General features: G+C 59.8%; 27 protein-coding genes. 21 read left to right on the top strand and 6 right to left on the bottom strand.

Annotation, left to right across the window (positions count from 1 at the left end):
* The first annotated feature begins 55 nt into the window (after positions 1-55).
* From iscU to ACA055_RS04985, 17 genes are all read left to right on the top strand, one after another.
* Complete coding sequence (iscU, locus tag ACA055_RS04905) at positions 56-442, top strand: Fe-S cluster assembly scaffold IscU (protein WP_003443374.1); 387 nt, start codon at positions 56-58, stop codon at positions 440-442.
* 34 nt (positions 443-476) lie between these two features.
* Complete coding sequence (iscA, locus tag ACA055_RS04910) at positions 477-800, top strand: iron-sulfur cluster assembly protein IscA (RefSeq protein WP_007903589.1); 324 nt, start codon at positions 477-479, stop codon at positions 798-800.
* Between the two features lie 8 nt (positions 801-808).
* Positions 809-1,330 carry a co-chaperone HscB gene (gene hscB, locus ACA055_RS04915; protein ID WP_497684360.1) on the top strand — a complete coding sequence of 174 codons (522 nt, stop codon included), beginning with the start codon at positions 809-811 and terminating at the stop codon, positions 1,328-1,330.
* 51 nt (positions 1,331-1,381) lie between these two features.
* Positions 1,382-3,247: a Fe-S protein assembly chaperone HscA gene (hscA, locus tag ACA055_RS04920; protein WP_497682611.1), complete on the top strand. Its 1,866-nt coding sequence runs from the start codon at positions 1,382-1,384 to the stop codon at positions 3,245-3,247.
* A complete protein-coding gene (fdx, locus tag ACA055_RS04925) occupies positions 3,247-3,588 on the top strand; it encodes an ISC system 2Fe-2S type ferredoxin (protein ID WP_497682612.1) in 342 nt (113 codons plus the stop codon). Before hscA ends, fdx begins: the two co-directional genes overlap by 1 nt.
* A gap of 14 nt (positions 3,589-3,602) precedes the next feature.
* Positions 3,603-3,803, top strand: a complete 201-nt coding sequence (iscX, locus tag ACA055_RS04930; protein ID WP_008147746.1) for a Fe-S cluster assembly protein IscX — start codon at positions 3,603-3,605, stop codon at positions 3,801-3,803.
* Between the two features lie 92 nt (positions 3,804-3,895).
* Positions 3,896-4,321: a nucleoside-diphosphate kinase gene (gene ndk / locus ACA055_RS04935; protein ID WP_007916882.1), complete on the top strand. Its 426-nt coding sequence runs from the start codon at positions 3,896-3,898 to the stop codon at positions 4,319-4,321.
* A 28-nt stretch (positions 4,322-4,349) separates the two neighbouring features.
* Complete coding sequence (gene rlmN / locus ACA055_RS04940; protein ID WP_074873948.1) at positions 4,350-5,498, top strand: dual-specificity RNA methyltransferase RlmN; 1,149 nt, start codon at positions 4,350-4,352, stop codon at positions 5,496-5,498.
* Positions 5,499-5,510: 12 nt separating this feature from the next.
* Positions 5,511-6,269: a type IV pilus biogenesis/stability protein PilW gene (gene pilW / locus ACA055_RS04945; protein ID WP_497682613.1), complete on the top strand. Its 759-nt coding sequence runs from the start codon at positions 5,511-5,513 to the stop codon at positions 6,267-6,269.
* Complete coding sequence (locus ACA055_RS04950; protein WP_497682614.1) at positions 6,269-7,291, top strand: RodZ domain-containing protein; 1,023 nt, start codon at positions 6,269-6,271, stop codon at positions 7,289-7,291. Before pilW ends, ACA055_RS04950 begins: the two co-directional genes overlap by 1 nt.
* A 3-nt stretch (positions 7,292-7,294) precedes the next feature.
* Positions 7,295-8,404 (top strand): flavodoxin-dependent (E)-4-hydroxy-3-methylbut-2-enyl-diphosphate synthase, encoded by a 1,110-nt coding sequence (ispG, locus tag ACA055_RS04955; RefSeq protein ID WP_007903603.1) that lies wholly within the window; start codon positions 7,295-7,297, stop codon positions 8,402-8,404.
* 37 nt (positions 8,405-8,441) lie between these two features.
* On the top strand, positions 8,442-9,731 hold the full coding sequence (hisS, locus tag ACA055_RS04960) for a histidine--tRNA ligase (RefSeq protein WP_497682615.1): 1,290 nt from the start codon (positions 8,442-8,444) through the stop codon (positions 9,729-9,731).
* A 40-nt stretch (positions 9,732-9,771) separates the two neighbouring features.
* Positions 9,772-10,413, top strand: a complete 642-nt coding sequence (locus tag ACA055_RS04965) for a tetratricopeptide repeat protein (RefSeq protein ID WP_497682616.1) — start codon at positions 9,772-9,774, stop codon at positions 10,411-10,413.
* Positions 10,406-11,557, top strand: a complete 1,152-nt coding sequence (gene bamB, locus ACA055_RS04970) for an outer membrane protein assembly factor BamB (RefSeq protein ID WP_497682617.1) — start codon at positions 10,406-10,408, stop codon at positions 11,555-11,557. The genes ACA055_RS04965 and bamB overlap by 8 nt, the downstream gene beginning before the upstream one ends.
* A 141-nt stretch (positions 11,558-11,698) precedes the next feature.
* Complete coding sequence (gene der, locus ACA055_RS04975; RefSeq protein ID WP_046046039.1) at positions 11,699-13,168, top strand: ribosome biogenesis GTPase Der; 1,470 nt, start codon at positions 11,699-11,701, stop codon at positions 13,166-13,168.
* A gap of 222 nt (positions 13,169-13,390) precedes the next feature.
* Positions 13,391-14,539 carry a pyridoxal phosphate-dependent aminotransferase gene (locus ACA055_RS04980; RefSeq protein WP_497682618.1) on the top strand — a complete coding sequence of 383 codons (1,149 nt, stop codon included), beginning with the start codon at positions 13,391-13,393 and terminating at the stop codon, positions 14,537-14,539.
* Positions 14,527-15,318 (top strand): amidohydrolase, encoded by a 792-nt coding sequence (locus ACA055_RS04985; protein ID WP_497682619.1) that lies wholly within the window; start codon positions 14,527-14,529, stop codon positions 15,316-15,318. The genes ACA055_RS04980 and ACA055_RS04985 overlap by 13 nt, the downstream gene beginning before the upstream one ends.
* A 202-nt stretch (positions 15,319-15,520) precedes the next feature.
* On the opposite strand, the gene leuA is transcribed toward ACA055_RS04985, so the two are convergent.
* Positions 15,521-17,200, bottom strand: a complete 1,680-nt coding sequence (gene leuA, locus ACA055_RS04990; protein WP_497682620.1) for a 2-isopropylmalate synthase — start codon at positions 17,198-17,200, stop codon at positions 15,521-15,523.
* A 394-nt stretch (positions 17,201-17,594) separates the two neighbouring features.
* On the opposite strand from leuA, the gene ACA055_RS04995 reads away from it, so the two are divergent.
* The gene (locus ACA055_RS04995) at positions 17,595-17,951 is read left to right on the top strand and encodes a hypothetical protein (RefSeq protein WP_497682621.1); all 357 of its coding nucleotides are present in this window, start codon (positions 17,595-17,597) and stop codon (positions 17,949-17,951) included.
* A gap of 117 nt (positions 17,952-18,068) precedes the next feature.
* Here ACA055_RS04995 and ACA055_RS05000 read toward each other — a convergent pair whose 3' ends face one another.
* Positions 18,069-18,890: a peptidoglycan DD-metalloendopeptidase family protein gene (locus ACA055_RS05000; protein WP_497682622.1), complete on the bottom strand. Its 822-nt coding sequence runs from the start codon at positions 18,888-18,890 to the stop codon at positions 18,069-18,071.
* A gap of 3 nt (positions 18,891-18,893) precedes the next feature.
* Entirely contained in the window at positions 18,894-20,273 is a 1,380-nt protein-coding gene (gene xseA / locus ACA055_RS05005) for an exodeoxyribonuclease VII large subunit (protein WP_497682623.1), read from the bottom strand.
* A gap of 186 nt (positions 20,274-20,459) precedes the next feature.
* Here xseA and ACA055_RS05010 point away from each other — a divergent pair, with 186 nt between their 5' ends.
* Positions 20,460-21,227, top strand: coding sequence for a sulfite exporter TauE/SafE family protein (locus ACA055_RS05010; RefSeq protein ID WP_497682624.1), 768 nt, complete (start codon positions 20,460-20,462; stop codon positions 21,225-21,227).
* Between the two features lie 121 nt (positions 21,228-21,348).
* Here ACA055_RS05010 and ACA055_RS05015 read toward each other — a convergent pair whose 3' ends face one another.
* From ACA055_RS05015 to ACA055_RS05025, 3 genes are read right to left on the bottom strand one after another with little or no spacing between them, the layout of a single operon-like run.
* Positions 21,349-21,738 carry a DNA polymerase III subunit chi gene (locus ACA055_RS05015; RefSeq protein WP_497682625.1) on the bottom strand — a complete coding sequence of 130 codons (390 nt, stop codon included), beginning with the start codon at positions 21,736-21,738 and terminating at the stop codon, positions 21,349-21,351.
* 8 nt (positions 21,739-21,746) lie between these two features.
* Positions 21,747-22,175 carry a DNA polymerase III subunit chi gene (locus tag ACA055_RS05020; protein WP_497682626.1) on the bottom strand — a complete coding sequence of 143 codons (429 nt, stop codon included), beginning with the start codon at positions 22,173-22,175 and terminating at the stop codon, positions 21,747-21,749.
* Positions 22,176-22,235: 60 nt separating this feature from the next.
* On the bottom strand, positions 22,236-23,726 hold the full coding sequence (locus ACA055_RS05025) for a leucyl aminopeptidase (RefSeq protein WP_497682627.1): 1,491 nt from the start codon (positions 23,724-23,726) through the stop codon (positions 22,236-22,238).
* 306 nt (positions 23,727-24,032) lie between these two features.
* Here ACA055_RS05025 and lptF point away from each other — a divergent pair, with 306 nt between their 5' ends.
* Positions 24,033-25,151, top strand: coding sequence for an LPS export ABC transporter permease LptF (gene lptF / locus ACA055_RS05030; protein ID WP_497682628.1), 1,119 nt, complete (start codon positions 24,033-24,035; stop codon positions 25,149-25,151).
* A complete protein-coding gene (lptG, locus tag ACA055_RS05035; RefSeq protein ID WP_497682629.1) occupies positions 25,144-26,205 on the top strand; it encodes an LPS export ABC transporter permease LptG in 1,062 nt (353 codons plus the stop codon). Before lptF ends, lptG begins: the two co-directional genes overlap by 8 nt.
* The last annotated feature ends 56 nt before the right edge of the window (positions 26,206-26,261 follow it).

The following is a 26,261-nucleotide window of genomic DNA, read 5'->3' on the forward strand; positions in this document are numbered from 1 at the left end:
CTTAAGGTTGGCAGGGCTTCAAGAGCGACTCTCTGATGAGTGAGGATTAAGAATCATGGCTTACAGCGAAAAGGTCATCGACCACTACGAAAACCCGCGCAACGTCGGCAAGATGGACGCGGAAGATCCTGATGTCGGCACCGGCATGGTCGGCGCTCCGGCGTGCGGCGACGTGATGCGTCTGCAGATCAAGGTCAACGAGCAAGGCATCATCGAAGACGCCAAGTTCAAAACCTATGGTTGCGGTTCGGCTATCGCCTCCAGCTCCCTGGCTACCGAGTGGATGAAAGGCAAGACTCTGGATGAAGCAGAGACCATCAAAAACACTCAGTTGGCTGAAGAACTGGCCCTGCCGCCAGTGAAAATTCACTGCTCCGTACTTGCTGAAGACGCTATCAAAGCGGCCGTTCGCGACTACAAGCAGAAGAAAGGCTTGATCTGACTTTCAAGATTTGGCGACGAGTAAGGAGTCACCGATGGCTATCAGCATGACAGAAGCGGCTGCTCAACACGTGCGACGCTCCCTCAACGGGCGCGGCAAAGGTGAAGGGATTCGTCTGGGTGTTCGCACCACAGGCTGTTCCGGCCTTGCCTACGTGCTGGAGTTTGTCGACGAGGTGGTTGCAGAGGATCAGGTGTTCGAAAGTCACGGCGAGAAAGTGATCATCGACCCGAAAAGTCTGGCCTACCTGGACGGTACCGAACTCGATTTCGTCAAGGAAGGGTTGAACGAAGGCTTCAAGTTCAACAACCCCAACGTACGCGGTGAATGTGGCTGCGGCGAAAGCTTCAATATCTGAGGCTGCTCGTGGGTACTCCTTGTCATTTCGCTTTATTTGAGCTGAAACCGAGCTTCCGTCTGGATCTCGATCAGTTGGCCACGCGCTATCGTGAGTTGGCGCGCGGTGTTCATCCAGACCGCTTTGCAGACGCTTCCGAGCGCGAGCAGCGGCTGGCGCTAGAGCAATCCGCGAGCCTCAACGAGGCCTACCAGACGCTCAAAAATCCCCCAAAGCGCGCGCGATACCTGCTCGCCATGGGCGGTCGCGAGCTGCCGCTGGAGGTCACGGTGCATGATCCGGAGTTTCTTCTGCAGCAAATGGAGTTGCGTGAAGAGCTCGAAGACCTGCAAGACAGCGCCGACATGGCCGGTATTGCAGCGTTCAAGCGCCGCCTGAAAACCGCTCAGGATGAACTGAACGAAAGCTTCGCAGCCTGTTGGGATGATGCAGCGCAACGTGAACAGGCCGAACGCCTGATGCGGCGCATGCAGTTCCTCGACAAGCTCACCTACGAAGTGCGCCAGTTAGAAGAGCGCCTCGACGATTAACCCAGTGCCGCTCCGGTCGCACGCCTGATATACAGATAAGTCCTGATTACGATGGCCCTACTGCAGATCGCCGAACCCGGCCAAAGTCCTCAACCGCACCAGCGTCGTCTGGCTGTGGGGATCGACTTGGGCACTACCAATTCGCTGGTCGCTGCGTTGCGCAGTGGTCTTTCCGAGCCTCTGGCCGACGCTGACGGGCAGGTCATCCTGCCGTCTGCCGTGCGCTATCACGCCGATCGCGTCGAAGTGGGCGAGTCGGCCAAGCTGGCTGCCGCTACCGATCCTTTGAACACCGTGCTGTCGGTCAAGCGCTTGATGGGTCGTGGTCTGTCCGACGTCAAGCAATTGGGCGATCAACTGCCGTACCGCTTTGTCGGCGGCGAGTCGCACATGCCGTTCATCGACACGATCCAGGGCCCGAAAAGCCCGGTCGAAGTCTCCGCCGATATTCTCAAGGTGCTGCGTCAGCGCGCCGAGGCCACTTTGGGCGGCGAACTGGTTGGCGCGGTGATCACCGTTCCGGCCTATTTCGACGATGCTCAGCGTCAAGCCACCAAGGATGCAGCCAAACTGGCCGGCCTGAATGTGCTGCGTCTGCTCAATGAGCCGACCGCCGCTGCCGTGGCATACGGTCTGGATCAGCACGCTGAAGGCCTGGTCGCCATTTATGACCTGGGCGGCGGTACGTTTGATATTTCGATTCTGCGCCTGACTGGCGGTGTGTTTGAAGTGCTGGCTACCGGCGGCGACAGCGCCCTGGGCGGCGATGACTTCGATCACGCGATCGCTGGCTGGATCATCGAGCGCGCCGGTTTGTCCGCCGACCTCGATCCGGGTGCGCAACGCAATCTGCTGCAAACCGCCTGCGCGGCCAAAGAAGCCCTGACCAACGCTGCGGCTGTTGAAGTCGCTTATGGCGACTGGAAGGCTGAGCTGACCCGTGAAGCCTTCAATGCGCTGATCGAGCCAATGGTTGCCCGCAGCCTGAAAGCCTGCCGCCGTGCGGTGCGTGATTCCGGTGTCGAGTTGGAAGACGTCCACGCTGTTGTCATGGTTGGCGGTTCGACTCGTGTACCTCGCGTTCGTGAAGCGGTGGCTGAAGCCTTCGGTCGCGAGCCGCTGACCGACATCGACCCGGATCAAGTGGTGGCCATTGGTGCCGCGATCCAGGCCGATACCTTGGCCGGCAACAAGCGCGATGGCGACGAACTGCTGCTGCTCGACGTGATCCCGCTGTCCCTGGGGTTGGAAACCATGGGCGGCCTGATGGAGAAGGTGATTCCGCGCAACACCACCATCCCCGTCGCCCGTGCCCAGGACTTCACCACGTATAAAGATGGCCAGTCGGCCATGGCGATCCATGTGTTGCAGGGTGAGCGCGAGCTGATCAGCGACTGCCGCTCCCTGGCGCGCTTTGAATTGCGCGGCATCCCAGCGATGGTGGCCGGTGCGGCGAAGATTCGCGTGACCTTCCAGGTCGATGCCGACGGTCTGCTCAGCGTTGCAGCCCGGGAATTGGGGTCGGGCGTCGAGGCGAGCATCCAGGTCAAACCGTCCTACGGTCTGACCGACGGCGAAATCGCCAAGATGCTCAAGGATTCGTTCCAGCATGCCAATGACGACAAGGTCGCCCGTGTGCTGCGTGAGCAGCAGGTCGATGCCCAGCGTCTGATCGAGGCGGTGCAAGGCGCCCTCGATGCCGACGGCGAGCGCTTGCTCGACGCCGAAGAGCGCATGGTCATCGAATTGCAGATGCAGGAACTGACCGAACTGATGAAAGGCACCGATGGTTACGCCATCGAGCAGCAGACCAAGCGTCTGTCTCAAGTGACCGATGCCTTTGCTGCCCGCCGCCTGGACTCGACGGTGAAAGCCGCTCTGGCGGGGCGCAATCTGAATGAAATCGAGGATAACTGATGCCGCAGGTCATTTTTCTACCACACGAGAAGTTTTGCCCTGAGGGCATGGTTGTGGAGGCCGAGCCCGGTATTTCCATTCTCGAACTGGCTCATGAGCACCATATCGAGATGGAAAGCGCCTGTGGCGGCGTCTGCGCCTGCACCACCTGCCACTGCATCATCCGCGAAGGTTTTGACTCGCTGGACGAGGCAGATGAGCTGGAAGAAGACTTTCTTGATCGGGCCTGGGGCCTGGAAGCACAATCGCGTCTAGGCTGTCAGGCGATCGTCGGGACAGAAGACCTGACCGTCGAAATTCCTAAATATTCGCTCAACCATGCTGCCGAAGCGCCGCACTGATTCAAGGAAGTGACATGAGTCTGAAATGGGTTGATGTGCTGGAAATCGCGATCCAGCTGGCTGAATCCAAGCCGGATGTGGACCCGCGTTACGTGAACTTCGTCGATCTGCACAAATGGGTGCTGGCATTGCCGGAGTTCAGCGATGATCCGACCCGCGGTGGCGAGAAGGTGCTTGAAGCCATTCAGGCCGCCTGGATCGAAGAAGCAGACTGAGTCTGCGCCGTACGCAGTTAGGCAATACCCAAGAACCCGCGTATAATTCGCGGGTTTAATTTTTCACAAATTACCGTTTCTGGAGTTACACCATGGCTGTTCAACGTACTTTCTCCATCATCAAGCCTGACGCTGTTGCAAAAAACGTTATCGGCGAGATCACCACTCGTTTCGAAAAAGCTGGCCTGCGCGTTGTAGCTTCGAAACTGAAGCAACTGTCCAAAGCTGAAGCTGAAGGCTTCTACGCTGAGCACAGCGCTCGTGGTTTCTTCGGCGACCTGGTTGCTTTCATGATCTCCGGTCCGGTTGTCGTTCAGGTTCTGGAAGGCGAAAACGCTATCGCTCTGAACCGCGAGCTGATGGGCGCTACCAACCCTAAAGAAGCTGCTGCCGGCACCATCCGCGCTGACTTCGCTGATTCCATCGACGCCAACGCCGTACACGGTTCGGACTCCGAAGCCGCTGCTGCTCGCGAAATCTCGTACTTCTTCGCAGCTACCGAAGTAACCACTCGCTAAGCATTGGCTTAAGAGTGAAGGTGAATCCATGACTACATCGACTGTAAAAACTAACCTGCTGGGTCTGACTCAGCAGGAAATGGAAAAATTCTTCGACTCAATCGGGGAGAAGCGTTTCCGTGCCGGTCAGGTAATGAAATGGATTCACCACCTTGGCGTCGATGATTTCGACGCCATGACGAACGTCAGCAAGGCCTTGCGCGACAAGCTCAAGGCTATTGCCGAGGTTCGCGGCCCCGAAGTGGTCAGCGAGGACATCTCCACCGACGGCACCCGTAAATGGGTGGTGCGCGTGGCGTCCGGCAGCTGCGTCGAGACCGTGTACATTCCCCAGGGCAAACGCGGCACTCTGTGCGTTTCGTCCCAGGCAGGCTGTGCCCTGGATTGCAGTTTCTGCTCCACCGGCAAGCAAGGTTTCAACAGCAACCTCACCGCCGCTGAAGTCATCGGCCAGGTGTGGATTGCCAATAAATCGTTCGGCAGCATCCCGGCAACCGCCGACCGTGCCATCACCAACGTGGTGATGATGGGCATGGGTGAGCCGCTGCTGAACTTCGACAACGTCGTGGCCGCCATGCATCTGATGATGGATGACCTGGGCTACGGGATCTCCAAGCGCCGCGTGACCCTGTCCACTTCGGGCGTGGTGCCGATGATCGATGAGCTGTCCAAGCACATCGACGTCTCCCTGGCGTTGTCCCTGCACGCACCGAACGACGCATTGCGTAACCAATTGGTGCCGATCAACAAGAAGTATCCGCTTAAGATGCTGCTCGAGTCGTGCCAGCGCTACATGTCGTCCCTGGGCGAAAAGCGCGTGCTGACCATCGAATACACCTTGCTCAAGGACATCAACGACAAGGTCGAACACGCGGTCGAAATGATCGAGTTGCTCAAGAACATTCCGTGCAAGATCAACCTGATTCCGTTTAACCCGTTCCCGCATTCCGGTTACGAGCGTCCGAGCAACAATGCGATCCGCCGTTTCCAGGATCAGCTTCACCATGCAGGCTTCAATGTCACCGTGCGCACCACTCGCGGTGAAGACATCGATGCCGCGTGTGGCCAATTGGTAGGACAGGTGCTGGATCGCACCCGTCGCAGCGAGCGTTATATCGCCGTGCGCGAGTTGAGCGCCGAAAACGATATCGCACAGAACGCTGCGAACAATAATTAAGAGAGGATCTCTATGTCCCTGCGCTTCGCGCTGCTTTTGCTGTTGGCCAGCCTGTGTGCTGGTTGTGTCCTGTCGGGCGATTTCAACCCGATGAAGACCAGCAAGGGGCGTGACGAAGCGCGCGTTGCTTATGTGCAACTGGGTTTGGGGTATTTGCAGCAGGGCATGACCGAACGTGCCAAAGTCCCGCTGAAAAAGGCTTTGGAACTGGATAGCTCGGACCCCGACGCCAACGCGGCGCTGGGTCTGGTGTTCCAGGCCGAAATGGAACCGGAACTGGCCGACGAACATTTTCGCAAGGCGCTGTCTTCCCGCCCCACAGATGCGCGAATCCTGAACAACTACGGCAGTTTTCTTTTCCAGGAAAAACGTTACAAAGAGGCTTACGAGCGCTTCGAACAGGCCGCTGCCGATACCCTGTATCCTGAGCGTTCGCGAGTGTTCGAGAACCTCGGCATGACCGCTTCGAAGCTCGGCGAGCGTGATCTGGCCCGGCAACAACTGGAAAAAGCCCTGCGTTTGAATCGCCAACAGCCTCGTGCACTGCTGGAAATGGCTGAGTTGTCCTTCGAAGACAGGCATTATGTGCCCGCGCGAGACTATTACGACCGTTTTAGCCAGCTCACCGAGCAAAATGCACGTAGTCTATTGCTCGGCGTTCGGCTGGCAAAAGTGTTTGAAGATCGCGACAAGGCCGCCAGTTTTGGCCTGCAACTAAAACGACTCTATCCCGGTACGCCGGAATATCAGCAATACCTGTCGGAGCAATGATGAAAGCGGCGCATCCCGAAGTTGTAGCAGCGAATCGCGTTAATCCCGGTGAGACTTTGCGCCAGGCCCGCGAAAGCAATGGCTGGTCGCTGGCCGAAGTGGCCCTCAAGCTCAACCTCACTGTCAATTCCCTGAGCAATCTGGAAGCGGGCGCGTTCGACAAGCTGCCTGGGCATACCTTCGCTCGTGGTTATATTCGCGCGTATGCCAAATTGCTGGGCATGGATCAGACCGTTCTGGTCCAGCAGTTCGACCAATCCACCGGCACCGACTCCCAGGGCAGCAGCGTTCACAGCCTGGGTCGTATCGAAGAGCCGGTTCGGGTTTCCCACACCATCTTGCGAATTGTCAGCCTGCTGTTGCTGATCGCGGTGATTGGCGGTGGTTTTGTCTGGTGGCAGGATCAAACCTCGCTGCGCACCAAGGACCTGATCAGCTTGAGCCCGGAACACGTAGAAGTCGAAGGCGCCGACGGCACCACCCAGATCCATCCGCTGGACGAGCCGGAAGACCAGGCCGTCGCGGAAGGTCAGGCTGAAGGCACCACGGCGCTGGCGTTGCCGCAAGCCGATACTTCGTCTGAAGCACCGGCAGAAGTTGAAGCAACCGCGCCTACTGCATCTACTGCACCCGTGCCTGCTGCACCGACGCACAGCACTGCTCCGGTTGTCCCGACCCCAGCGACGCCGGCCCCAGCCGTTCCTGCTGTGCCGGCCCCGACTGTGACGGCTCCGGTTGCCCCGGTCGTTCCCGCGCCAGCAGCTGCGGCTCCGTTCGCCGGCCAAGGTCAGGTTCAACTGCAATTCACCGCCGATTGCTGGACCCAAGTGACCGACGGCACCGGTAAAGTGCTGTTGAGTGGTCTCAAGCGCAAAGGCGAAAACGTTACCGTCAGCGGCAAACCGCCCTTTGCCGTGCGTCTGGGCTTCGCCCGTGGCGCGCAGGTCAGTTACAACGGGCAGGTGGTTGATGTCGCTCCGTTCACCAGTGGCGAGACTGCTCGCCTGAAGTTGGGTCAATAAGTCATGCACGGCGAATCTCCAATCAAACGTCGCGAATCCCGCAAGATCTGGGTCGGTAACGTGCCTGTTGGCGGCGATGCGCCTATCGCTGTTCAGAGCATGACCAACAGCGACACCAATGACGTGGCTGCCACCGTTGCCCAGATCAACCGTCTGGAAGCCGCTGGCGTCGATATCGTGCGGGTTTCCGTGCCAGACATGGACGCTGCCGAAGCCTTCGGCAAGATCAAGCAACTGGTCAAGGTTCCACTGGTTGCCGACATTCACTTCGACTACAAGATCGCGCTGCGCGTAGCCGAACTAGGTGTTGACTGCCTGCGGATCAATCCGGGCAACATCGGTCGTGAAGACCGCGTGCGTGCAGTGGTCGATGCCGCCCGTGATCGCGGAATCCCGATCCGTATCGGTGTGAACGCCGGTTCCCTGGAAAAAGACCTGCAAAAGAAATACGGCGAGCCGACCCCGGCCGCGCTGGTCGAGTCTGCCTTGCGTCATGTCGAGCACCTTGAACGCCTGAACTTCCAGGACTTCAAGGTCAGCGTGAAAGCCTCCGACGTGTTCATGGCCGTCGCCGCCTACCGCTTGCTGGCCAAGGAAATCGTCCAGCCGCTGCACCTGGGCATCACCGAAGCCGGTGGTTTGCGTTCAGGCACGGTGAAATCCGCCGTGGGCCTCGGTATGCTGCTCGCCGAAGGGATTGGCGATACTATTCGCATCTCGTTGGCGGCCGACCCGGTCGAGGAAGTGAAAGTCGGCTACGACATTCTCAAATCCCTGCACCTGCGTTCCCGTGGCATCAACTTCATCGCCTGCCCGAGCTGCTCGCGGCAGAACTTCGATGTGGTCAAGACCATGAACGAGCTGGAAGGGCGCCTCGAAGACCTGCTGGTGCCGCTGGATGTCGCGGTCATCGGCTGCGTGGTCAACGGACCGGGCGAAGCCAAGGAAGCCCATATCGGCTTGACCGGCGGCACGCCAAACCTGATTTACATCGACGGCAAGCCGTCGCAGAAACTGACGAATGACAATCTGGTGGATGAGCTTGAACGCTTGATCCGCCAGAAAGCGGCCGAAAAGGTCGAAGCCGACGCGGCAGTAATCGCCCGCGGCTGAGCCCGACTGAAGAGCCGAACGAATTTAAGGATTTATAGTGAGCAAGTCTCTGCAAGCCATTCGTGGCATGAACGACATCCTGCCCGAACAGACTCCCCTGTGGCGTCATTTCGAGGGCACCGTTTCGCGTCTGCTGGATAACTACGGTTACAAGCAGATCCGCATGCCTATCGTCGAATTCACCGAGCTGTTCAAACGCTCCATCGGTGAAGTGACCGACATCGTCGAAAAAGAGATGTACACCTTCGACGACCGCAACGGCGACTCCCTGACCCTGCGCCCTGAAGGCACGGCGGCCTGCGTGCGTGCGGTGCTCGAGCACGGCATTACCGGTGGTGGCCAGGTGCAGAAACTCTGGTACATCGGCCCGATGTTCCGCCACGAACGTCCGCAGAAAGGTCGTTATCGCCAGTTCCACCAGATCGGTTGCGAAGTCTTCAACCTCGACGGTCCGGACATCGACGCCGAGCTGATCGTGCTGACCTGGCGCCTGTGGGGCGAGCTGGGTATCCGCGATGCGGTCAAGCTCGAACTCAACAGCCTGGGCACCAGCGAATCCCGTGGTCGTTATCGCGAAGCGCTGGTCGAATTCCTGTCTGCACACCTGGACAAGCTGGACGAAGACAGCCAGCGCCGTCTGAAGACTAACCCCCTGCGGGTCCTGGATACCAAGAACGCTGACACACAAGCCATTCTGGTCGACGCGCCGAAGATGGCCGACTACCTCGATGAAGAATCCCGCGTGCACTTCGAGGGCCTCACGGCTCGCCTGGACGCCGCCGGCATTCCTTACGTGATCAACCCGAAGCTGGTTCGCGGGCTGGACTACTACAGCAAGACCGTTTTCGAATGGGTTACCGACAAGTTGGGCGCCCAAGGCACCGTGTGTGCCGGTGGTCGTTATGACGGTCTGGTCGAGCAGATGGGCGGCAAGCCGACCCCGGGCGTAGGTTTCGCCATGGGCATCGAGCGTCTGGTGCTGTTGCTTGAAACCCTGGAACAGATCCCGGAAGAGATCTCCCGTCAGGTCGACGTCTACCTCTGCGCCTTCGGTGAAGCCGCCGAGCTGGCCGGTCTGGCGCTGAGCGAGCGTGTTCGTGATCAATTGCCCAACCTGCGCCTGCAAGTCAATGCCGGCGCCGGCAGCTTCAAAAGCCAGTTCAAGAAGGCCGACAAGAGCGGTGCGCTGTACGCACTGATCCTCGGTGACGACGAAATGGCCCAGCAAGTGGTAGGTTTCAAACCCCTGCGTGGCCAGGGCGAACAACAAAGCATTGCCTGGGATGCGCTTGCAGCACACCTGGCCACCTGCGTCGTGCAGGGTTGAAGCTGTCAAACAGCCGATTTAGCGATTAAGGAGTATTGGGGTGTCGAGTACCGAAGACGAACAGCTGGCGGATTTTAAGGACTGGTGGACACGCAACGGCAAGCCCCTGGTCACTGGCGGCCTGTTGGCGCTGGTCATCGTGTTCGGCTGGCAGGCCTTTGAGAAGTATCAGAGCAATCAGTCGCAAGGCGCCTCGATTCTCTATCAGCAACTGCTGGAAACCACGCTGACGCCTGACGGCAAGCCTGATGCCGCCCGCGTTTCGGACTTGGCCGGCAAGCTCAACAGCGAATTCGGCGGTACCGCCTACGCGCAGTACGGCAGCCTGTTCATGGCGAAAGTCGCGGTCGACAGCGGCAAGCTGGACGACGCCGTCACTGAACTGAAAGCAATCGTCGCCAAACCAGCCAACCCGGCCCTGGGCGAAATCGCCCGTCAGCGCCTGGCGCAGGTGCTGGCCGCGCAGAACAAGGCCGATGAAGCCCTGAAATTGCTCGACGGCGAAGCGGACAAGGCATTCCTGGCCACTCGCGAGGAGCTCAAGGGCGATCTGCTGGTGCAACTGGGTCGTACCGACGAAGCAAACACGGCGTATCAGAAAGCCAAGGCGGCACTGTCGGATGAAGCGGCGGTCGGTGGCCTACAAATCAAGCTGGACGACCTGGCCAAAGGGGATGCGTGACGTGATCCGTTGGAAACATGCAGCATTGCTGGCTCTGGCCATACTGGCCGCGGGTTGCAGCAGCAACAGCAAAAAAGAACTGCCACCGGCCGAGCTGACCGACTTCAAAGAAGAAGTGGTTTTGCAAAAGCAGTGGAGTCGTTCGATCGGTGACGGTCAGGGCGAAACGTACAACATGCTGGTTCCGGCGATCGATGGCGATACCATCTACGCCGCCGACGTCACCGGTGTGGTGATGTCGATGGATCGCAGCAATGGCGACGTCAAATGGAAGAAGGATCTCGAACTGCCTGTTTCCGGCGCCGTTGGCGTGGGTTACGGTCTGCTCCTGATCGGTACGACCAAGGGCGAAATCGTTGCCCTGGACGCCATCAACGGTGAAGAGAAATGGCGCGCTCGCGTTTCCAGCGAAGTTCTCGCGCCGCCGGCCAACAACGGTGACGTGGTTGTGGTCCAGACTCAGGATGACCGTCTGATCGGTCTGGATGCCGCCACCGGCAGCCAGCGCTGGTTGTACGACAGCACTCCGGCAGTCCTGACCCTGCGCGGTACCAGTGCGCCGATCGTCACCAATCGCCTCGCGGTGGCTGGCCTGTCGACCGGTAAAGTGGTCGCTCTCGATATTTCCAACGGCGTGCCGGTATGGGAACAACGGGTAGCGATTCCGCAAGGCCGTTCGGAGCTGGAGCGCGTTGTCGACATCGACGGCGGTCTGCTGCTGTCCGGCGGTACGCTGTATGTCGCCAGCTATCAGGGCCGCGTTGCGGCACTGGATCTGGAAAGCGGTCGTCAGCTCTGGCAGCGGGATGCTTCCAGCTATGCCGGTGTCGCCCAGGGTTTTGGCAGCGTGTACGTGAGCCTGTCTGCGGGCACCGTTGAAGGCGTCGACGAACGTTCCACCACAGCCTTGTGGAGCAACGATTCGCTGGCTCGCCGTCAACTGTCGGCTCCGGAAGTGTTCTCCAGCTATGTTGCAGTCGGTGATATGGAAGGTTACCTGCATTTGCTGAGTCAGGTGGACGGTCGTTTCGTCGGCCGCGAGCGCATCGACAGCGACGGCCTGCGTGCCCGTCCGCTGGTGGTGGGTGACACGATTTATCTGTATGGCAACAGCGGCAAACTGGAAGCCCTGACCATCAAGTAAAGGTTTGACTATGCTTGGGGTTAAACCCCCAGGCGGCCCCGGTATCACGGGGTTCGCAGCACTCCCAAGTGCTGCCCCGAGCACCAGCCGCTGCCTAGCAGCGGCTTTTGTATTTTCTGAAATAACGAAGTGGAGAGCCGCATGGTTCCCGTAATCGCCCTGGTGGGCCGACCGAACGTCGGCAAGTCCACCTTGTTCAACCGCCTGACCAGGACTCGCGACGCTATCGTCGGCGACTTGTCCGGTCTGACCCGTGATCGCCAATACGGTGAGGCCAAGTGGCAAGGGCGTTCCTACATTCTGGTCGACACCGGCGGTATCTCCGGTGACGAGCACGGTATGGACGAAAAAATGGCCGAGCAGTCGCTGCTGGCCATTGAAGAAGCGGATGTCGTTCTGTTCCTGGTAGATGCCAAGGCCGGTTTCACCGCCGCCGACCAGATGATCGCCGAGCATTTGCGCAAACGTAACAAGCGTTCTTACGTGGTTGCCAACAAGGTCGACAACATCGACCCTGAAATGGCCCGCGCTGAATTCGCCCCGTTGGGCATGGGCCACGCGATCCCGATCGCCGGTGCACATGGTCGTGGCATCACCCAGATGCTGGAAATCGCCCTCAGCGACTTCCCGAAAGACGATGACGAGCTGGAAGAAGGCGAGGAAGAGATCGTTGCCGAAGGCGAGGAAGCCAAGCGCATTCCTGGCCCTAGCGAAAAAGACGGGATCAAGATCGCGATCATCGGCCGCCCGAACGTCGGCAAGTCGACCCTGGTCAATCGCATGCTCGGTGAAGACCGGGTAATCGTCTATGACGAGCCCGGCACCACCCGCGACAGTATCTACATCCCGTTCGAGCGTAACGACGAGAAGTACACGCTGATCGACACCGCCGGTGTGCGCAAGCGCGGCAAGATCCATGAAGAAGTCGAAAAATTCTCCGTGGTCAAGACCCTGCAGGCGATCAAAGACGCCAACGTGGTGATCTTTGTGATGGACGCCCGCGAAGGCGTGGTCGATCACGATCTCAACCTGCTGGGCTTCGCCATTGAGTCGGGTCGTGCGCTGGTGATCGCGATCAACAAGTGGGACGGCATGACACCGAGCGAGCGTGACTTCGTGAAGGTCGAGCTGCAACGTCGACTGTTCTTCGTTGACTACGCCGACATTCACTTCATCTCGGCCCTGCACGGCACGGGCGTGGGCAACCTCTACGCCTCCGTACAGAACTCGTTCAAGTCTGCGGTCACCCGCTGGCCAACCAACCGCCTGACCACGATTCTGGAAGATGCGGTTGGTGAGCACGCGCCGCCGATGGTCAACAACCGCCGGATCAAGCTGCGTTATGCCCACTTGGGCGGTGCTAACCCGCCGATCATCGTGATTCACGGTAACCAGATCGAGAAGGTGCCGAAGTCTTACGTGCGCTATCTGGAAAACACTTACCGTCGTGTCTTGAAGCTGGTCGGTACTCCGATCCGCATCGAGTTCAAGGGCGGCGAGAACCCGTACGAAGGCAACAAGAATTCGCTCACCGACCGCCAGGTCAACAAGAAGCGTCGGATGATGTCGCACCACAAGAAAGCCGACAAGAAGCGCCGCGACAAGCGCTGATTCGCGGCTCGCCTGGCTTCTGTGGGAGCGGGCTTGCTCGCGAAGGCGTCCTTTCAGACACCTGTTTGGTGAATGTGAAACAGCTTTCGCGAGCAAGCCCGCTCTCACAGGGGCGGGTTCAAAAAGGGCGCTTTATGCGCCCTTTTTTTGTGGGCGTTGTTTGGGCTATCCTCGGGCTCTCCCGCGCCGCCGTAGAGCCGGGTGTTGAGCAGGGAATCACCAATGATCACCAGCAAGCTGCCGAATGTCGGCATCACTATCTTCACTCAGATGTCTCAGCTCGCGGCGCAAACCGGCGCGCTCAATCTGTCCCAGGGTTTTCCCGATTTCGACGGCCCCCAGGCCCTGCGTGATGCGGTCGGTCGGCATATCGCCAATGGCCACAACCAGTATTCGCCAATGACTGGCCTACCGGCGTTGCGTCAACAGATCGCGGCGAAGATCGCCCGCAGCTACGGCGTCAATGTGGATGCCGACAGCGAAGTGACGGTCACCCCCGGCGCGACCCAGGCGATTTTTTGCGCCATTCAGGCGGTTATCCACAGCGGTGACGAAGTCATCGTGTTTGATCCAGCCTATGACAGTTACGAACCTTCGGTGGAACTCGCCGGTGGTCGTTGCGTGCATGTGCAGCTGGGCCTGAATGATTTCAGTATCGACTTCCAGAAGCTTGGCGCAGCGCTGACCCCGCGTACACGGATGATCATCCTCAATACCCCGCACAACCCCAGCGGCGCGCTGATCAGCCGTGCCGAGCTGGATCAATTGGCGGCATTGATCCGCGACCGCGACATTTATGTGGTCAGCGACGAAGTCTACGAACACTTGGTGTTCGACGGTGTGCCCCACGTCAGCGTGCTGGCCCATGAAGAGCTGTATCAGCGCGCATTCGTGGTCAGCTCCTTCGGCAAGACCTATCACGTCACCGGCTGGAAAACCGGCTACGTCGTGGCCCCGCCGGCCCTCACCACCGAGCTGCGCAAGGTGCACCAATACGTCAGTTTCTGCGGCGTGACGCCGTTGCAATACGCCTTGGCCGACTACATGGCCGAGCACCCGGAACATGTGGAAGAACTGCCGGGTTTCTATCAGGCCAAACGCGATCTGTTCTGCGATTTGCTGACCCCGTCACGCTTCAGCTTCACCCGGGTGGCCGGTACTTATTTTCAGTTGGTCGATTATTCGCAGATCCGTCCGGACCTCAATGATGTCGAGATGGCACTGTGGATGACCCGCGAACATGGTGTGGCGAGCATTCCGATCTCGGTGTTTTACCAGACGCCACCTGAAGGCCAGCGTCTAGTGCGTCTGTGCTTCGCCAAACGTGAAGAGACCCTGCGTGAAGCAGCGGAAAAACTATGCGTGATCTGAGTGCGCTGCCCAATCTGAACATCGCGCTGATCCAGACCACCCTGGCCTGGCACGACCGGCAGGCTAACCTGGAGCATTTCGAGCACCTGTTGGAGCAGGCTCGCGGCGCCGACCTGATCATCCTGCCGGAGATGTTCACCACCGGTTTTTCCATGGAGTCCGAGAGGCTCGCAGAGGCGGAAAACGGTCCCACCAGTAAATGGCTGCGCGTTCAGGCGGCGAAGCTGGAGGCGGTGATTACCGGCAGCGTGATCGTCCAGGCCGCTGACGGCAGCCATCGCAATCGGCTGTTGTGGGCCCGGCCGGACGGGGAGGTGTTGCATTATGACAAGCGCCATCTGTTCCGCATGGCGGGCGAGCATAACCACTACACCCCCGGCGAGCGTCAGGTGCAGTTCGAGCTCAAGGGCTGGCGAGTACGGCCGCTGATTTGCTACGACTTGCGTTTCCCGGTGTGGAGCCGTGATGCTCAGGACACCGACCTGTTGCTGTACACCGCCAACTGGCCGGGTGCGCGGCGTCAGCATTGGAATCGTTTGCTGCCGGCGCGGGCGATTGAAAACCTTTGCTACGTGGCGGCGGTGAATCGCATCGGCAACGACGGCAAGGGTTTCGCCTATACCGGTGACAGCCAGGTGCTGGATTTCCAGGGCGAGACATTGCTCAGTGCCGGTGAGGCCGATGGCGTGTTCAAGGTGGTGCTGGACGCTGCGGAACTGGCGGCTTATCGCACGCGGTTTCCGGCGAATCTGGATGCGGATACTTTCGAGTTCACCTGAGATTTTCGCTGTCTGACAGGGCCTCTTCGCGGGCAAGCCCGCTCCCACATTTGATCGACGTGGGCACAGATTTTGTGTACGCCAAAAATCCACTGTGGGAGCGGGCTTGCTCGCGAAGAGGCCAGAGCAACCAACACAAAACAGGCATACAAAAAAGGCCCCGAGGTTCTCACCCCGGGGCCTTTTGTATTTCAGCGAACGCTTACGCCGCTTTCGCTTCCGGCTGGCTCAACGAGCGGTTCAGGGCGCTGAACAGGGCCTTGAAGCTCGCGGTGGTGATGTTTTCATCGATACCGACGCCGTGCACCGCACGTTCACCGTTCACTCGCAGTTCAATGTAGGCCGCCGCCTTGGCATTGGTGCCCGCGCCGATGGCGTGTTCGTTGTAGTCCATGATTTCCACCGGGATCGGCAGACCGGCTACCAACGCTTCCAGGGCACCGTTGCCCTTGCCGCGCCAATGCAGGTTGGTTTCGCCCTGGCCTTTGCCGGAAACTTCCACTTCCACGGCACTGTGACCGTTTTCTTCCTGCAGGCGATGGCTGACCAGCGCGTACGGGGTGTTGGCCTGCAAGTACTCGCTGTGCAACAGCGCATGGATCTGCTGGGCAGACATTTCCAGGCCCAGGCGATCGGTTTCACGCTGCACGACCTGGCTGAACTCGATCTGCATACGACGCGGCAAGCTGATGCCGTATTCCTGTTCCAGCAGGTAAGCGATACCGCCCTTGCCCGACTGGCTGTTGACGCGGATGACCGCCTCGTAGCTGCGACCGATGTCGGCCGGGTCGATCGGCAAGTACGGCACTTCCCACAGGGCGTCCGGTTTCTGCTGGGCAAAGCCCTTGCGGATGGCGTCCTGGTGGGAGCCGGAGAACGCGGTGTGAACCAGGTCGCCGACGTACGGGTGACGTGGGTGCACCTGGATCTGGTTGCATTCTTCGACGACTTTGCGCACGCCGTCGATGTCGGAGAAGTCCAGTTCAGGGTGAATGCCCTGGGTGTAGAGGTTCAGTGCCACGGTCACGAGGTCGACGTTACCGGTACGCTCGCCGTTGCCGAACAGGCAACCTTCGACACGGTCCGCGCCGGCCATCAGGCCCAGCTCGGTGGCCGCCACGCCGGTGCCACGGTCGTTGTGGGTGTGCAGGCTGATGATCACGCTGTCACGACGGTTGATGTGACGGCCGAACCATTCGATCTGGTCGGCATAGATGTTAGGGGTCGCGCATTCGACGGTGGCCGGCAGATTGAGGATCATCTTGTGCTCGGGCGTCGGGTTCCAGACTTCGATCACCGCGTCGCAGACTTCCTTGGCGAATTCCAGTTCGGTCGCGCTGAAGGTTTCCGGCGAATACTCGAAGGTCCACTCGGTGTCCGGTTGCTGGGCGGCGTACTTCACGAACAGCTTGGCCGCGCTCACGGCGATTTCCTTGATCCCGTCCTTGTCCTGGTTGAAGACAATCCGGCGGAAGGAAGGGGAGGTGGCGTTGTACAGGTGAACGATGGCTTTCTTCGCCCCACGCAAGGATTCGAAGGTGCGCTCGATCAAGTCTTCACGGCCCTGGGTCAGCACCTGAATGGTGGTGTCATCCGGGATGTGGTTGCCTTCGATCAGGGTACGAACGAAGTCGAAGTCGGTTTGCGAGGCAGCCGGGAACGAAGCCTCGATTTCTTTCACGCCGACGGACACCAGGGTTTTCCAGAAACGCAGCTTCTTGACCGCGTCCATGGGCTCGATCAGCGACTGGTTGCCATCACGAAGGTCGGAGCTGCACCAGATCGGTGCGGCGGTGATGGTCTTCGACGGCCAAGTGCGATCCGGGATATCGATGGTCGGGAACGCGCGGTATTTCGAAGACGGGTCTTTGAGCATGCTCATCGGGAAATCCTTATTGTGTGGGCCGAAAAAAGGCGGCCTGCCGGTGGAACAAAAATTGTGGGGTAACGCGTGGGACGAGGCGCCGCGATTCAGCCTGGCAGTCGTGCACTGACCAGGCACAGGCTGCGGTGCTGGCGAAGCTGAATGAGGGTGTGAGAGGTTTTCATGCCTTCAACCCTAACCGCGAGGGTGAAGGATGGCAAGCGGTCGAAAAAAATTGAGAGGAATACTCGAAAAGTCGGATTTATCGAGGTTTTATTGTGCTTAATAGCGTCGATTGTTTTTATGTTTGCGCGAGGTCAGAGCGATGCGCAATTGAAAACTGTCGGTCTCATTCCAGTCGGCGCAGCTATTCTTAAAGTCTGAACGGGACTACTGCAGGCAGGAGTGGGCAATGAACGAGTCGGATTGGAAGCTGTATAGCACGCTGCGTCCGGTGGCCCATGAGCGCATGTGTGTGCGGATCATGGAGGAGGTCGAGCGCATGGTGCTGGACAAGAGCACAACGCCCTATGAGCGCTTAGAAGCCAGCGAAGAAAGGCTGAAAGCCGGTCAACAGGAGTTGTATTGGGCGTTTGGCGTTTTCCGCCACTCACGCAATGAGGCGCCTGCTCACTTGCTGGGGTTGTGTACTCATGAATTGATCACGTCGGAAGAGTTGGCTGGTTTCTCGGAGGAAACCCAGGCGTGGATCAAGGAGTGTCTGGCGCACAGGGAAGTCCATGGGATTGAGGACTTGGAGGCGGAATAAGCCGCGCCTGTGAGGCCGCCTTCGCGAGCAAGCCCGCTCCGGCATTTGATCGTGTGAACACAAATCCAACGTGGGAGCGGGCTTGCTCGCGAAGAGGCCATCAGCCTCAACGACTATCTATGGCTGAAACGCCCCAATAAAAATCGCCGGATCCACCCGTGCATCATTCAGGCTGACGTTCCAGTGCATATGCGGCCCGGTCGCACGTCCGGTCGAGCCAACCTTCCCGACCACGCCACCACGCGCCAGTTGCTGGCCAACCTTCACGTCGATTTTCGACATGTGGCAAAACATGCTGATAAACCCCTGGCCGTGGTCGACAAATACCGTATTGCCATTGAAGAAATAGTTGCCGATCAGGATCACTTTGCCAGCGGCCGGCGTCTTGATCGGCGTGCCTGCAGGCACGGCGAAGTCCAGCCCCGCATGCGGATTGCGTTCTTCGCCATTAAAGAACCGGCGCACGCCGAACTTGCTCGACAACGGGCCATTGACCGGTTTGTCCAGCAGCAGGTTGCTCGGGGTATTCGGGCTGAAGGTGCGGTAAGCCTGAATCTGCTCGGCCAACTCGCCCTCGATACGCTTGAGATTCTCCGGGTCCGGATTGACCTGCTGCTTGTTTTTCAGCGTGATGCGCTGTTCCGGGTACTTCTTGCTACCGACCGTGAAACTCAGGTTACGACCGCTGCTGGTGACTTGCTGAGTGCCCGGTTTGACTGTCAGCGGCACACCGACAATCGCCAGCCAGTTGTTCTGTTCCTTGACCACCAATACAGGTTTGCCTTGATAGCTGGCTTTCGGCGCCTGGGCGGACGTACCCAGATCCACCACCGCCACGCCGCCCGGCACCGGTTTGTTCAACAGGCGGGTGATGTAGCTGTCGGCGTGGGCGTTGAAGGTCAGGCAGAGCAACAGCAGCGGAGCTAAAAAACGCGACATGGATCAATCCAGTAAAGAAAGGGTGACAGGTGTCAGGTGATTGTCTTCGACCCGAACTTGCAGTTCGCCTTCGCCAAGCTTGGCCTTGAGGCGCTGGCCGGTATGGGTCTGCGCAGCGTTGCGGATCGCGTTGCCGCGTTCATCCAGCAGAATGCTGTAGCCACGGCCAAGAGTCGCCAACGGGCTGACCACATGCAGCGTCTGCATCTGGCTTTGCAGTTGCAGGCGCCGGCTCTTGAGGCCTTCGCGCATGGCCCGGGGCAGGCGTTCGGCGAGGCTGTCGAGGCGTTGGCGGAGCATCGCCAGTTGCCGCCCGGGGTGTTGCCCGGCGAGGCGGGTTTCCAGGCGGATCAATCGTTCGCGGCGAGTATTGAGGTTGCGCTCGAACGCGCGGCGCATGCGCATGTCCAGATCATCCAGGCGCTGCGCTTGCTGGCGCAGACGTTCGCCGGGATGACGCAAGCGGCGAGAGATGCCTTCCAGGCGCAGCCGGTCGCGCATCAAGCGGTCGCGCATGCGCATCACCAGCCGTCGATGCAGGCTTTCGACCCGGCGCACCAGATCGCTGGAATCCGGCGCGAGCAGCTCGGCGGCCGCGGAGGGTGTCGGGGCGCGAACGTCGGCCACGAAGTCACTGATCGACACGTCGGTTTCATGGCCAACGGCGCTGACAATCGGCGTCACGCAGGCATCCACGGCACGGGCCACGGCTTCTTCGTTGAAACTCCAGAGGTCTTCCAGCGAGCCGCCGCCACGGGCCAGGATCAGCGCATCAAAACCACGGGCATCCGCCAGTTTCAGTGCGCGGACAATTTGCGCCGTGGCTTCGCGGCCTTGCACGGCCGTGGGGATAAGCGTCAGCTGCACCTGCGGCGCACGGCGGCGGAAGACGCTGATGATGTCGCGGATCACCGCACCGGTAGGCGAGCTGATGATGCCGATGCGTTGCGGGTGCGCCGGCAGCGGCACTTTGCGTTCGGCACTGAACAGACCTTCGGCGCTGAGTTTTTCTTTCAGGGCATCGAAGGCCAGGCGCAGGGCGCCGTCACCGGCCGGCTCCACGGTGTCGAGGATCAACTGATAGTCGCCGCGCCCCTCGAACAGCGAGACCTTGCCGCGCACCTTGACCGCCAGGCCATCCTTCAACGCCTGGCGAACCCGCGCGGCGTTCTGCCGGAACAGCGCGCAACGCACCTGGGCGCCACTGTCCTTGAGGGTGAAATACACGTGGCCGGACGCCGGACGGGCGAGGTTGGAGATTTCGCCTTCGACCCAGATGTTGCTGAACACGTCTTCGAGCAACACCCGCGCGCGGCCGTTGAGCTGGCTGACAGTCAGGACTTCACGGTCCAGGCCGAGTCTTGCAAAGGGATCTTTAATCATGGGGCGCATGATAAAGGCATTCGGCAATCAATCTCCATGAGTCAGCGAAAATCCCTTGTGGGAGCGGGCTTGCTCGCGAATACGGTTTAACATTCAGCATCTACATTGACTGACACACCGCTTTCGCGAGCAAGCCCGCTCCCACAGGAGGTAAAGTCGTCATCGGGATTCAAGGAAGACGTACGGATGAATGTACTTGAGCTGTTGAGCCAATGGCCGTTCGGCACGGTGGATTGGCTGGTGGTCGGGTCGGGCATCGCCCTGGCTTACATCGTGTTCGGCATCGCCGGTTTTGGAACGGCGTTGGTGGCGGGGCCGATTCTGATTCTGTTCATGCCGCTGTCGAAGATCGTGCCGCTGCTGGTGCTGCTGGATTTCGTCGCGGCCTTCGGCAATCTGCTGCCCTCGCGCCGGGATGTGGCCAAACCGGAATTGCTGCGACTGCTGCCCTGTATGGCAGTGGGCTGCACGTTGGGGGTGATTTTTCTGCTGAACCTGAAATCCGATTTGTTGCTGCTGTTGATGGGGCTGTTTATCAGCGCCTATGCGATTTATTGCCTGTGGATTAAAACCCGGCCGAAACAATTGTCTGCCGGTTGGGCGGTGCCGATGGGTACGGTGGGCGGGATGTTCGGGGCGTTGTTCGGCAGTGGTGGCTTTTTATATGCGATCTATTTGAACAGTCGGTTGCCCAAGGACGCGGCCCGGGCGACCCAGAGTGCGCTGATCAGTTGCAGTACCGTGGTGCGTTTGAGTCTGTTTGCCATCGCTGGCGTGTATGCCGATTTGCCGTTGTTGGTACTGGCGCTGTGTTTGTTGCCAGCCATGGCGCTGGGGCTGTGGGTCGGCCGACGGTTGACCATGAAACTGTCCCGCGAGGCGTTCGTGCGATTGGTGACCTGGTTGGTGCTGGCCAGCGGGATTGCCTTGATCGGGCGCTATCTGAGTACCTGACGCAAAGCTTGCCTTGTTTCCGGTCAATGGTGGGAGCGGGCTTGCTCGCGAAGAGGGCGTGTCAGGCAACATTAATGCCGACTGACACGCCCTCTTCGCGAGCAAGCCCGCTCCCACCGGTTCAGTCGTTGTATTGGCTCAACAACCGTTCCAGCCGCGCGTTGAGGCGGCGTTTGATTTCGGTTTCGATGTGCGGGGCGAAGTCGTCGATCACGTCTTGCATGATCAAGAGCGCGGCGGCGCGCAGTTCGCTGTCCAAGTGCAGCAGATCGTCGGCGTTTTTGCTGGCGGCGGGTGCGGCTTGGACGGGAGGGGCGGGTGGTGTCGGTTCAAGCGTCGGCGGCGTAGCGCCAACCGTGTCGAACAGCATTGGAATCTGTTCCTGATCACCTTCTTCGACCGTGTCGGTCAGTAACGGTGGTTGCAGGTTATCGTCGCCGAGCAGTTGGCGGATCGACTCAAGGTCATCCAGCAGATGCGCGGACTTTTGCTGCGGTTTTGGAGTGTCCATCGGAATGCTCAGAGTCGCTGTAAACGGTGATCTTGCAGAGAATAGCCCTGTTCGCGGTAGAAACGGAAACTCTCCCGCGCAGCCGTACGTATCGTCGGATCTTCCACCACCACTTCCGCCACGCGGGCGAAACGCTGGGCGAAGACCGGGACTTTCAGGTCGAGGTTGACCAGCAGATCCTGATGCTGACCGCAGTCATCGCCGAGACCCAATACGATCAAACCGTCCGGCTCGTTTTCGGCGGGACCGTGGGGCACGAAACTTTCGCCCTTGAAGGCCCACAGGCGCGCATCGAGGTCGTCGCGCTGGGCGGCATCGCTGCAATGCAGGTAGATGCGATGGCCCATGCGCCAGGCTTTTTCGGTGAGTTTGCAGGCGAAATCCAGCCGAGCCGAAGGGTCGGCGCTGGGCAGGATATAGAAGTCGACTTTGGTCATTGCGGTTCCTGAACCTGGCGCGGCGTCACCCGAAAGTGGCGCCGCCCAAGGTCATCGGTTTCAGGCTTTGGCGCGGTCCAGCAGGTATTGGGTCAGCAGGGGAACCGGACGGCCAGTGGCGCCCTTGTCCTTGCCGCCGCTGGTCCAGGCTGTGCCGGCGATATCCAGGTGCGCCCAGTTGAGGTTCTTGGTGAAGCGCGACAGGAAGCAGGCCGCCGTGATCGTGCCGGCTTTCGGGCCACCAATGTTGGCGATGTCGGCGAACGGGCTGTCCAGCTGTTCTTGATACTCATCGAACAGCGGCAGTTGCCAGGCGCGGTCGTCGGCGGACTGGCCAGCGCTCAGCAGTTGGCCGATCAGTTCGTCGTTGTTGCCCAACAGACCCGATGTGTGGGAGCCCAGCGCGACAACGCAGGCGCCGGTCAGGGTCGCGATGTCGATCACCGCTTGCGGCTTGAAGCGCTCGGAGTAGGTCAGTGCATCGCACAGCACCAGACGGCCTTCGGCGTCGGTGTTGAGGATTTCGACGGTCTGGCCGCTCATGGTGGTGACGATGTCGCCAGGGCGCGAAGCATTGCCGCTTGGCATGTTCTCGGCGCACGCCAGGATGCACACCAGGTTGATCGGCAGTTTCAGTTCGAGCACGGCACGCAGGGTGCCGAACACGCTGGCGGCGCCGCCCATGTCGTACTTCATTTCATCCATGCCGGCGCCTGGCTTCAGGCTGATGCCGCCGGTATCGAAGGTGATGCCTTTGCCGACCAGTGCGTACGGCTTCTCGGATTTCTTTCCGCCGTTGTACTGCATGACGATCAGGCGCGGTGGCTGGGCGCTGCCCTGGCCGACGGCGTAGAACGAACCCATGCCCAGTGCCTTGATCTTCTTCTCGTCGAGCACTTCGACTTTCAGATCCTTGAACTCTTTGCCCAGGTTTTTCGCCTGCTCACCGAGGAACGTTGGGTGGCAGATGTTCGGCGGCAGGTTGCCCAGGTTGCGGGTAAATGCCATGCCGTTGGCGATGGCGGTGGCGTGGGTCACAGCGCGTTGCACTTCAGCTTGAGCAGCCTTGATGGTCACCAGGGTGACTTTCTTCAGGGAGCGGGGCTCGGCTTTCTGGCTCTTGAACTGATCGAACGTGTATTCGCCGTCCACCAGGGTTTCGGCCAGCAGGCGGGTCTTGCCATAGCTGTCACGGCCTTTGACCACGACTTCGTCCAGGGCCAGCACCGCATCGCTGCCGCCCAGGCCTTTGAGGGTATTGAGGATGCCAGCGACGATTTTACGGAATGGGCGATCGCCCAGCTCTTCGTCCTTGCCCACGCCCACCAGCAGCACGCGTTCGGCCTTGAGGTTCGGCAGGCTGTGCAGCATCAGGCTCTGACCGACTTTGCCGGCCAGGTCGCCGCGCTTGAGCACAGCGCTGATGGCGCCGCCGCTCAATTCGTCGAGTTGTTTAGCGACGGCGCCGAGCTTGCGGCCTTCGCCGACGGCGACCACCAGAGTGGCGGTCTTCAACGTTTCTGGGCTAACGCTTTTTACAACCAGTTCCATGTCCGGGTCCCTGAATTAATGGTCAACACGCAAGTGCCAGGCGAAGTGCGTACGCCGCTTGCTTATAAATAGAAAGACGCAAGTCACGGCCTGCGACAAAGGCCGCAGTTTGAACCTCGCTACCAGCGCCTGACAACCCTCGGTTGTACGATCTTCAGTGCTTTGGCCACCTGCTTGAGCGTGCGCAGTGACAGGCGCGCTCAATCACAGGATAATGCGCATCTTTTTCGGCGGCTCTGCCCTGCGAGCCGGCTGATATGTTTGCTTGTTTGGCCGCCTTAGCCTGACAACCCTGGAGTGTCTGGTTTGATTGTCTTCCGTTACCTATCCCGCGAAGTCCTGTTGACCTTGAGCGCCGTCAGCGCCGTTCTGCTGGTCATCATCATGAGCGGACGCTTCATCAAATACCTCGCGCAGGCGGCTGCTGGCCTTCTGGATCCGGGCTCGCTGTTTCTGATCATGGGTTTCCGCCTGCCAGGCTTTTTGCAGTTGATCCTGCCGTTGGGCCTGTTTCTGGGGATTCTGTTGGCCTATGGCCGGCTGTACCTGGAAAGCGAAATGACCGTGCTGTCCGCCACGGGCATGAGCCAGCAACGTCTGCTCACCATGACCCTTTTTCCAGCCACCCTGGTGGCATTGGTCGTGGCGTGGCTGAGCCTGAGTCTGGCGCCACAAGGGGCCAATCAATTCCAGTTGCTGCTGAACAAACAGGATGCCCTGACCGAGTTCGACACCCTGGAGCCGGGTCGCTTCCAGGCGCTGCGCGACGGTACGCGGGTGACCTACACCGAAACCCTGTCGGATGACCGCATCAACCTGGGCGGCGTGTTTATTTCGCAGAAGAACGTCAATTCCGAAAAGAAGGATCGCGGGATTTCCGTGCTGGTGGCCGAGAAGGGCCGTCAGGAAATCCGTCCGGACGGTAACCGCTACCTGATTCTCGACAACGGCTATCGCTATGACGGTAATCCCGGGCAGGCCGACTACCGAGCGATCAAGTACCAAGAGTACGGTGTATTGCTGCCCAAACCGGACGTCAGCGACGAAGTCACCGACCGTGACGCAATGACGACCAGTTCCTTGCTGGGCAGTGACGACATCCGTTCCCGCACCGAGCTGCAATGGCGTCTGTCCTTGCCATTACTGGTCTTCATCGTGACCCTGATGGCGGTGCCGCTGTCGCGGGTCAATCCGCGCCAGGGCCGTTTCCTCAAGCTGCTGCCGGCGATTCTTCTTTATATGGCTTACCTGTCCATCCTGATTGCCGCTCGCGGCGCCCTCGAAAAGGGCAAGATCCCGCCCGCGCTGGGCTTGTGGTGGGTGCATGGGATATTCCTGGCCATCGGCCTGGGCTTGCTCTACTGGGAGCCGTTGCGCTTGAAAATGGCGAGTCGCCGCAGCGCGCTGGAGGTGGCTCGTGGTTAAGCTCGACCGCTACATCGGTAGCAGCGTGTTCGTGGCGATCCTGGCGGTATTGGGGATCATTCTTGGTCTGGCGACGCTGTTTGCCTTCATCGACGAGATGGGTGATGTCAGCGATACCTACACCTTGGTCGATGTGTTGAGTTACGTCCTCCTGACCGCGCCGCGTCGTCTTTACGACATGTTGCCGATGGCAGCGCTGATTGGTTGCCTGATCGGCCTCGGCAGCCTGGCCAGCCACAGCGAGCTGACCATCATGCGTGCTGCGGGCGTGTCGACCGGGCGAATCGTCTGGGCGGTCATGAAGCCGATGCTGGTGCTGATGGTGGTGGGCGTGTTGATCGGCGAGTACGTAGCGCCGGCGACCGAAAGCACCGCCCAGGCCAATCGCTCCCTGGCTCAGGGCAGTGGCGATGCGCAAAGTGCCAAGCACGGTCTGTGGCACCGTCAGGGTGACGAGTTCATTCACGTCAACTCCGTGCAGCCCAATGGCCTGCTGTATGGCGTGACCCGTTATCGCTTCGACGAGGAACGGCACATGCTGTCGGCGAGCTTCTCCAAGCGTGCGGAGTTCGACAAGGATCACTGGCAGTTGAGCGAAGTCACCACCACGCTGTTCCATGAGAAAAGTACCGAAGTGGTAACCGCGCCTGTCGAGCGCTGGGACGTGGCGTTGAGCCCGCAACTGCTCAGCACCGTGGTGATGTCGCCCGACTCGCTGTCGATCTCCGGTCTGTGGGGTTACATCCACTATCTGGCGGATCAGGGGCTCAATAATGGTCGTTACTGGCTGGCCTTTTGGGTCAAGGTGTTGCAGCCGTTGGTCACCGCGGCTCTGGTACTGATGGCGATTTCCTTCATCTTCGGTCCGCTGCGCTCGGTGACCCTCGGTCAGCGGGTGTTTACCGGCGTGCTGGTGGGCTTTACCTTCCGTATCGTCCAGGATCTGCTGGGCCCTTCGAGCCTGGTATTCGGTTTCTCGCCGCTGTTTGCGGTGTTGGTGCCGGCCAGTATCTGTGCCCTGGCCGGGGTCTGGTTGTTGCGCCGAGCCGGTTGATCGCGGGGATTTCCCGACCTGGCTGTTGATAAAAAACGCCCCTGTCGCAAGACCGG

This window comes from Pseudomonas sp. LBUM1657 (genome assembly GCF_059716075.1).

Bases quoted from the DNA above. Each gene is read 5' to 3' on its own strand.
- ACA055_RS04980 (WP_497682618.1), top strand. From the start codon at position 13,391: ATGATCACCAGCAAGCTGCCGAATGTCGGCATCACTATCTTCACTCAG.
- bamB (WP_497682617.1), top strand. From the start codon at position 10,406: ATGCGTGACGTGATCCGTTGGAAACATGCAGCATTGCTGGCTCTGGCC.
- leuA (WP_497682620.1), bottom strand. From the start codon at position 17,200: ATGAGCATGCTCAAAGACCCGTCTTCGAAATACCGCGCGTTCCCGACC.
- ACA055_RS04995 (WP_497682621.1), top strand. From the start codon at position 17,595: ATGAACGAGTCGGATTGGAAGCTGTATAGCACGCTGCGTCCGGTGGCC.
- iscA (WP_007903589.1), top strand. From the start codon at position 477: ATGGCTATCAGCATGACAGAAGCGGCTGCTCAACACGTGCGACGCTCC.
- ACA055_RS05020 (WP_497682626.1), bottom strand. From the start codon at position 22,175: ATGACCAAAGTCGACTTCTATATCCTGCCCAGCGCCGACCCTTCGGCT.
- ACA055_RS05015 (WP_497682625.1), bottom strand. From the start codon at position 21,738: ATGGACACTCCAAAACCGCAGCAAAAGTCCGCGCATCTGCTGGATGAC.
- ndk (WP_007916882.1), top strand. From the start codon at position 3,896: ATGGCTGTTCAACGTACTTTCTCCATCATCAAGCCTGACGCTGTTGCA.
- rlmN (WP_074873948.1), top strand. From the start codon at position 4,350: ATGACTACATCGACTGTAAAAACTAACCTGCTGGGTCTGACTCAGCAG.
- hscA (WP_497682611.1), top strand. From the start codon at position 1,382: ATGGCCCTACTGCAGATCGCCGAACCCGGCCAAAGTCCTCAACCGCAC.
- iscU (WP_003443374.1), top strand. From the start codon at position 56: ATGGCTTACAGCGAAAAGGTCATCGACCACTACGAAAACCCGCGCAAC.
- ACA055_RS05000 (WP_497682622.1), bottom strand. From the start codon at position 18,890: ATGTCGCGTTTTTTAGCTCCGCTGCTGTTGCTCTGCCTGACCTTCAAC.
- iscX (WP_008147746.1), top strand. From the start codon at position 3,603: ATGAGTCTGAAATGGGTTGATGTGCTGGAAATCGCGATCCAGCTGGCT.
- der (WP_046046039.1), top strand. From the start codon at position 11,699: ATGGTTCCCGTAATCGCCCTGGTGGGCCGACCGAACGTCGGCAAGTCC.
- ispG (WP_007903603.1), top strand. From the start codon at position 7,295: ATGCACGGCGAATCTCCAATCAAACGTCGCGAATCCCGCAAGATCTGG.
- ACA055_RS04950 (WP_497682614.1), top strand. From the start codon at position 6,269: ATGAAAGCGGCGCATCCCGAAGTTGTAGCAGCGAATCGCGTTAATCCC.
- fdx (WP_497682612.1), top strand. From the start codon at position 3,247: ATGCCGCAGGTCATTTTTCTACCACACGAGAAGTTTTGCCCTGAGGGC.
- ACA055_RS05025 (WP_497682627.1), bottom strand. From the start codon at position 23,726: ATGGAACTGGTTGTAAAAAGCGTTAGCCCAGAAACGTTGAAGACCGCC.
- pilW (WP_497682613.1), top strand. From the start codon at position 5,511: ATGTCCCTGCGCTTCGCGCTGCTTTTGCTGTTGGCCAGCCTGTGTGCT.
- xseA (WP_497682623.1), bottom strand. From the start codon at position 20,273: ATGATTAAAGATCCCTTTGCAAGACTCGGCCTGGACCGTGAAGTCCTG.
- ACA055_RS04985 (WP_497682619.1), top strand. From the start codon at position 14,527: ATGCGTGATCTGAGTGCGCTGCCCAATCTGAACATCGCGCTGATCCAG.
- ACA055_RS05010 (WP_497682624.1), top strand. From the start codon at position 20,460: ATGAATGTACTTGAGCTGTTGAGCCAATGGCCGTTCGGCACGGTGGAT.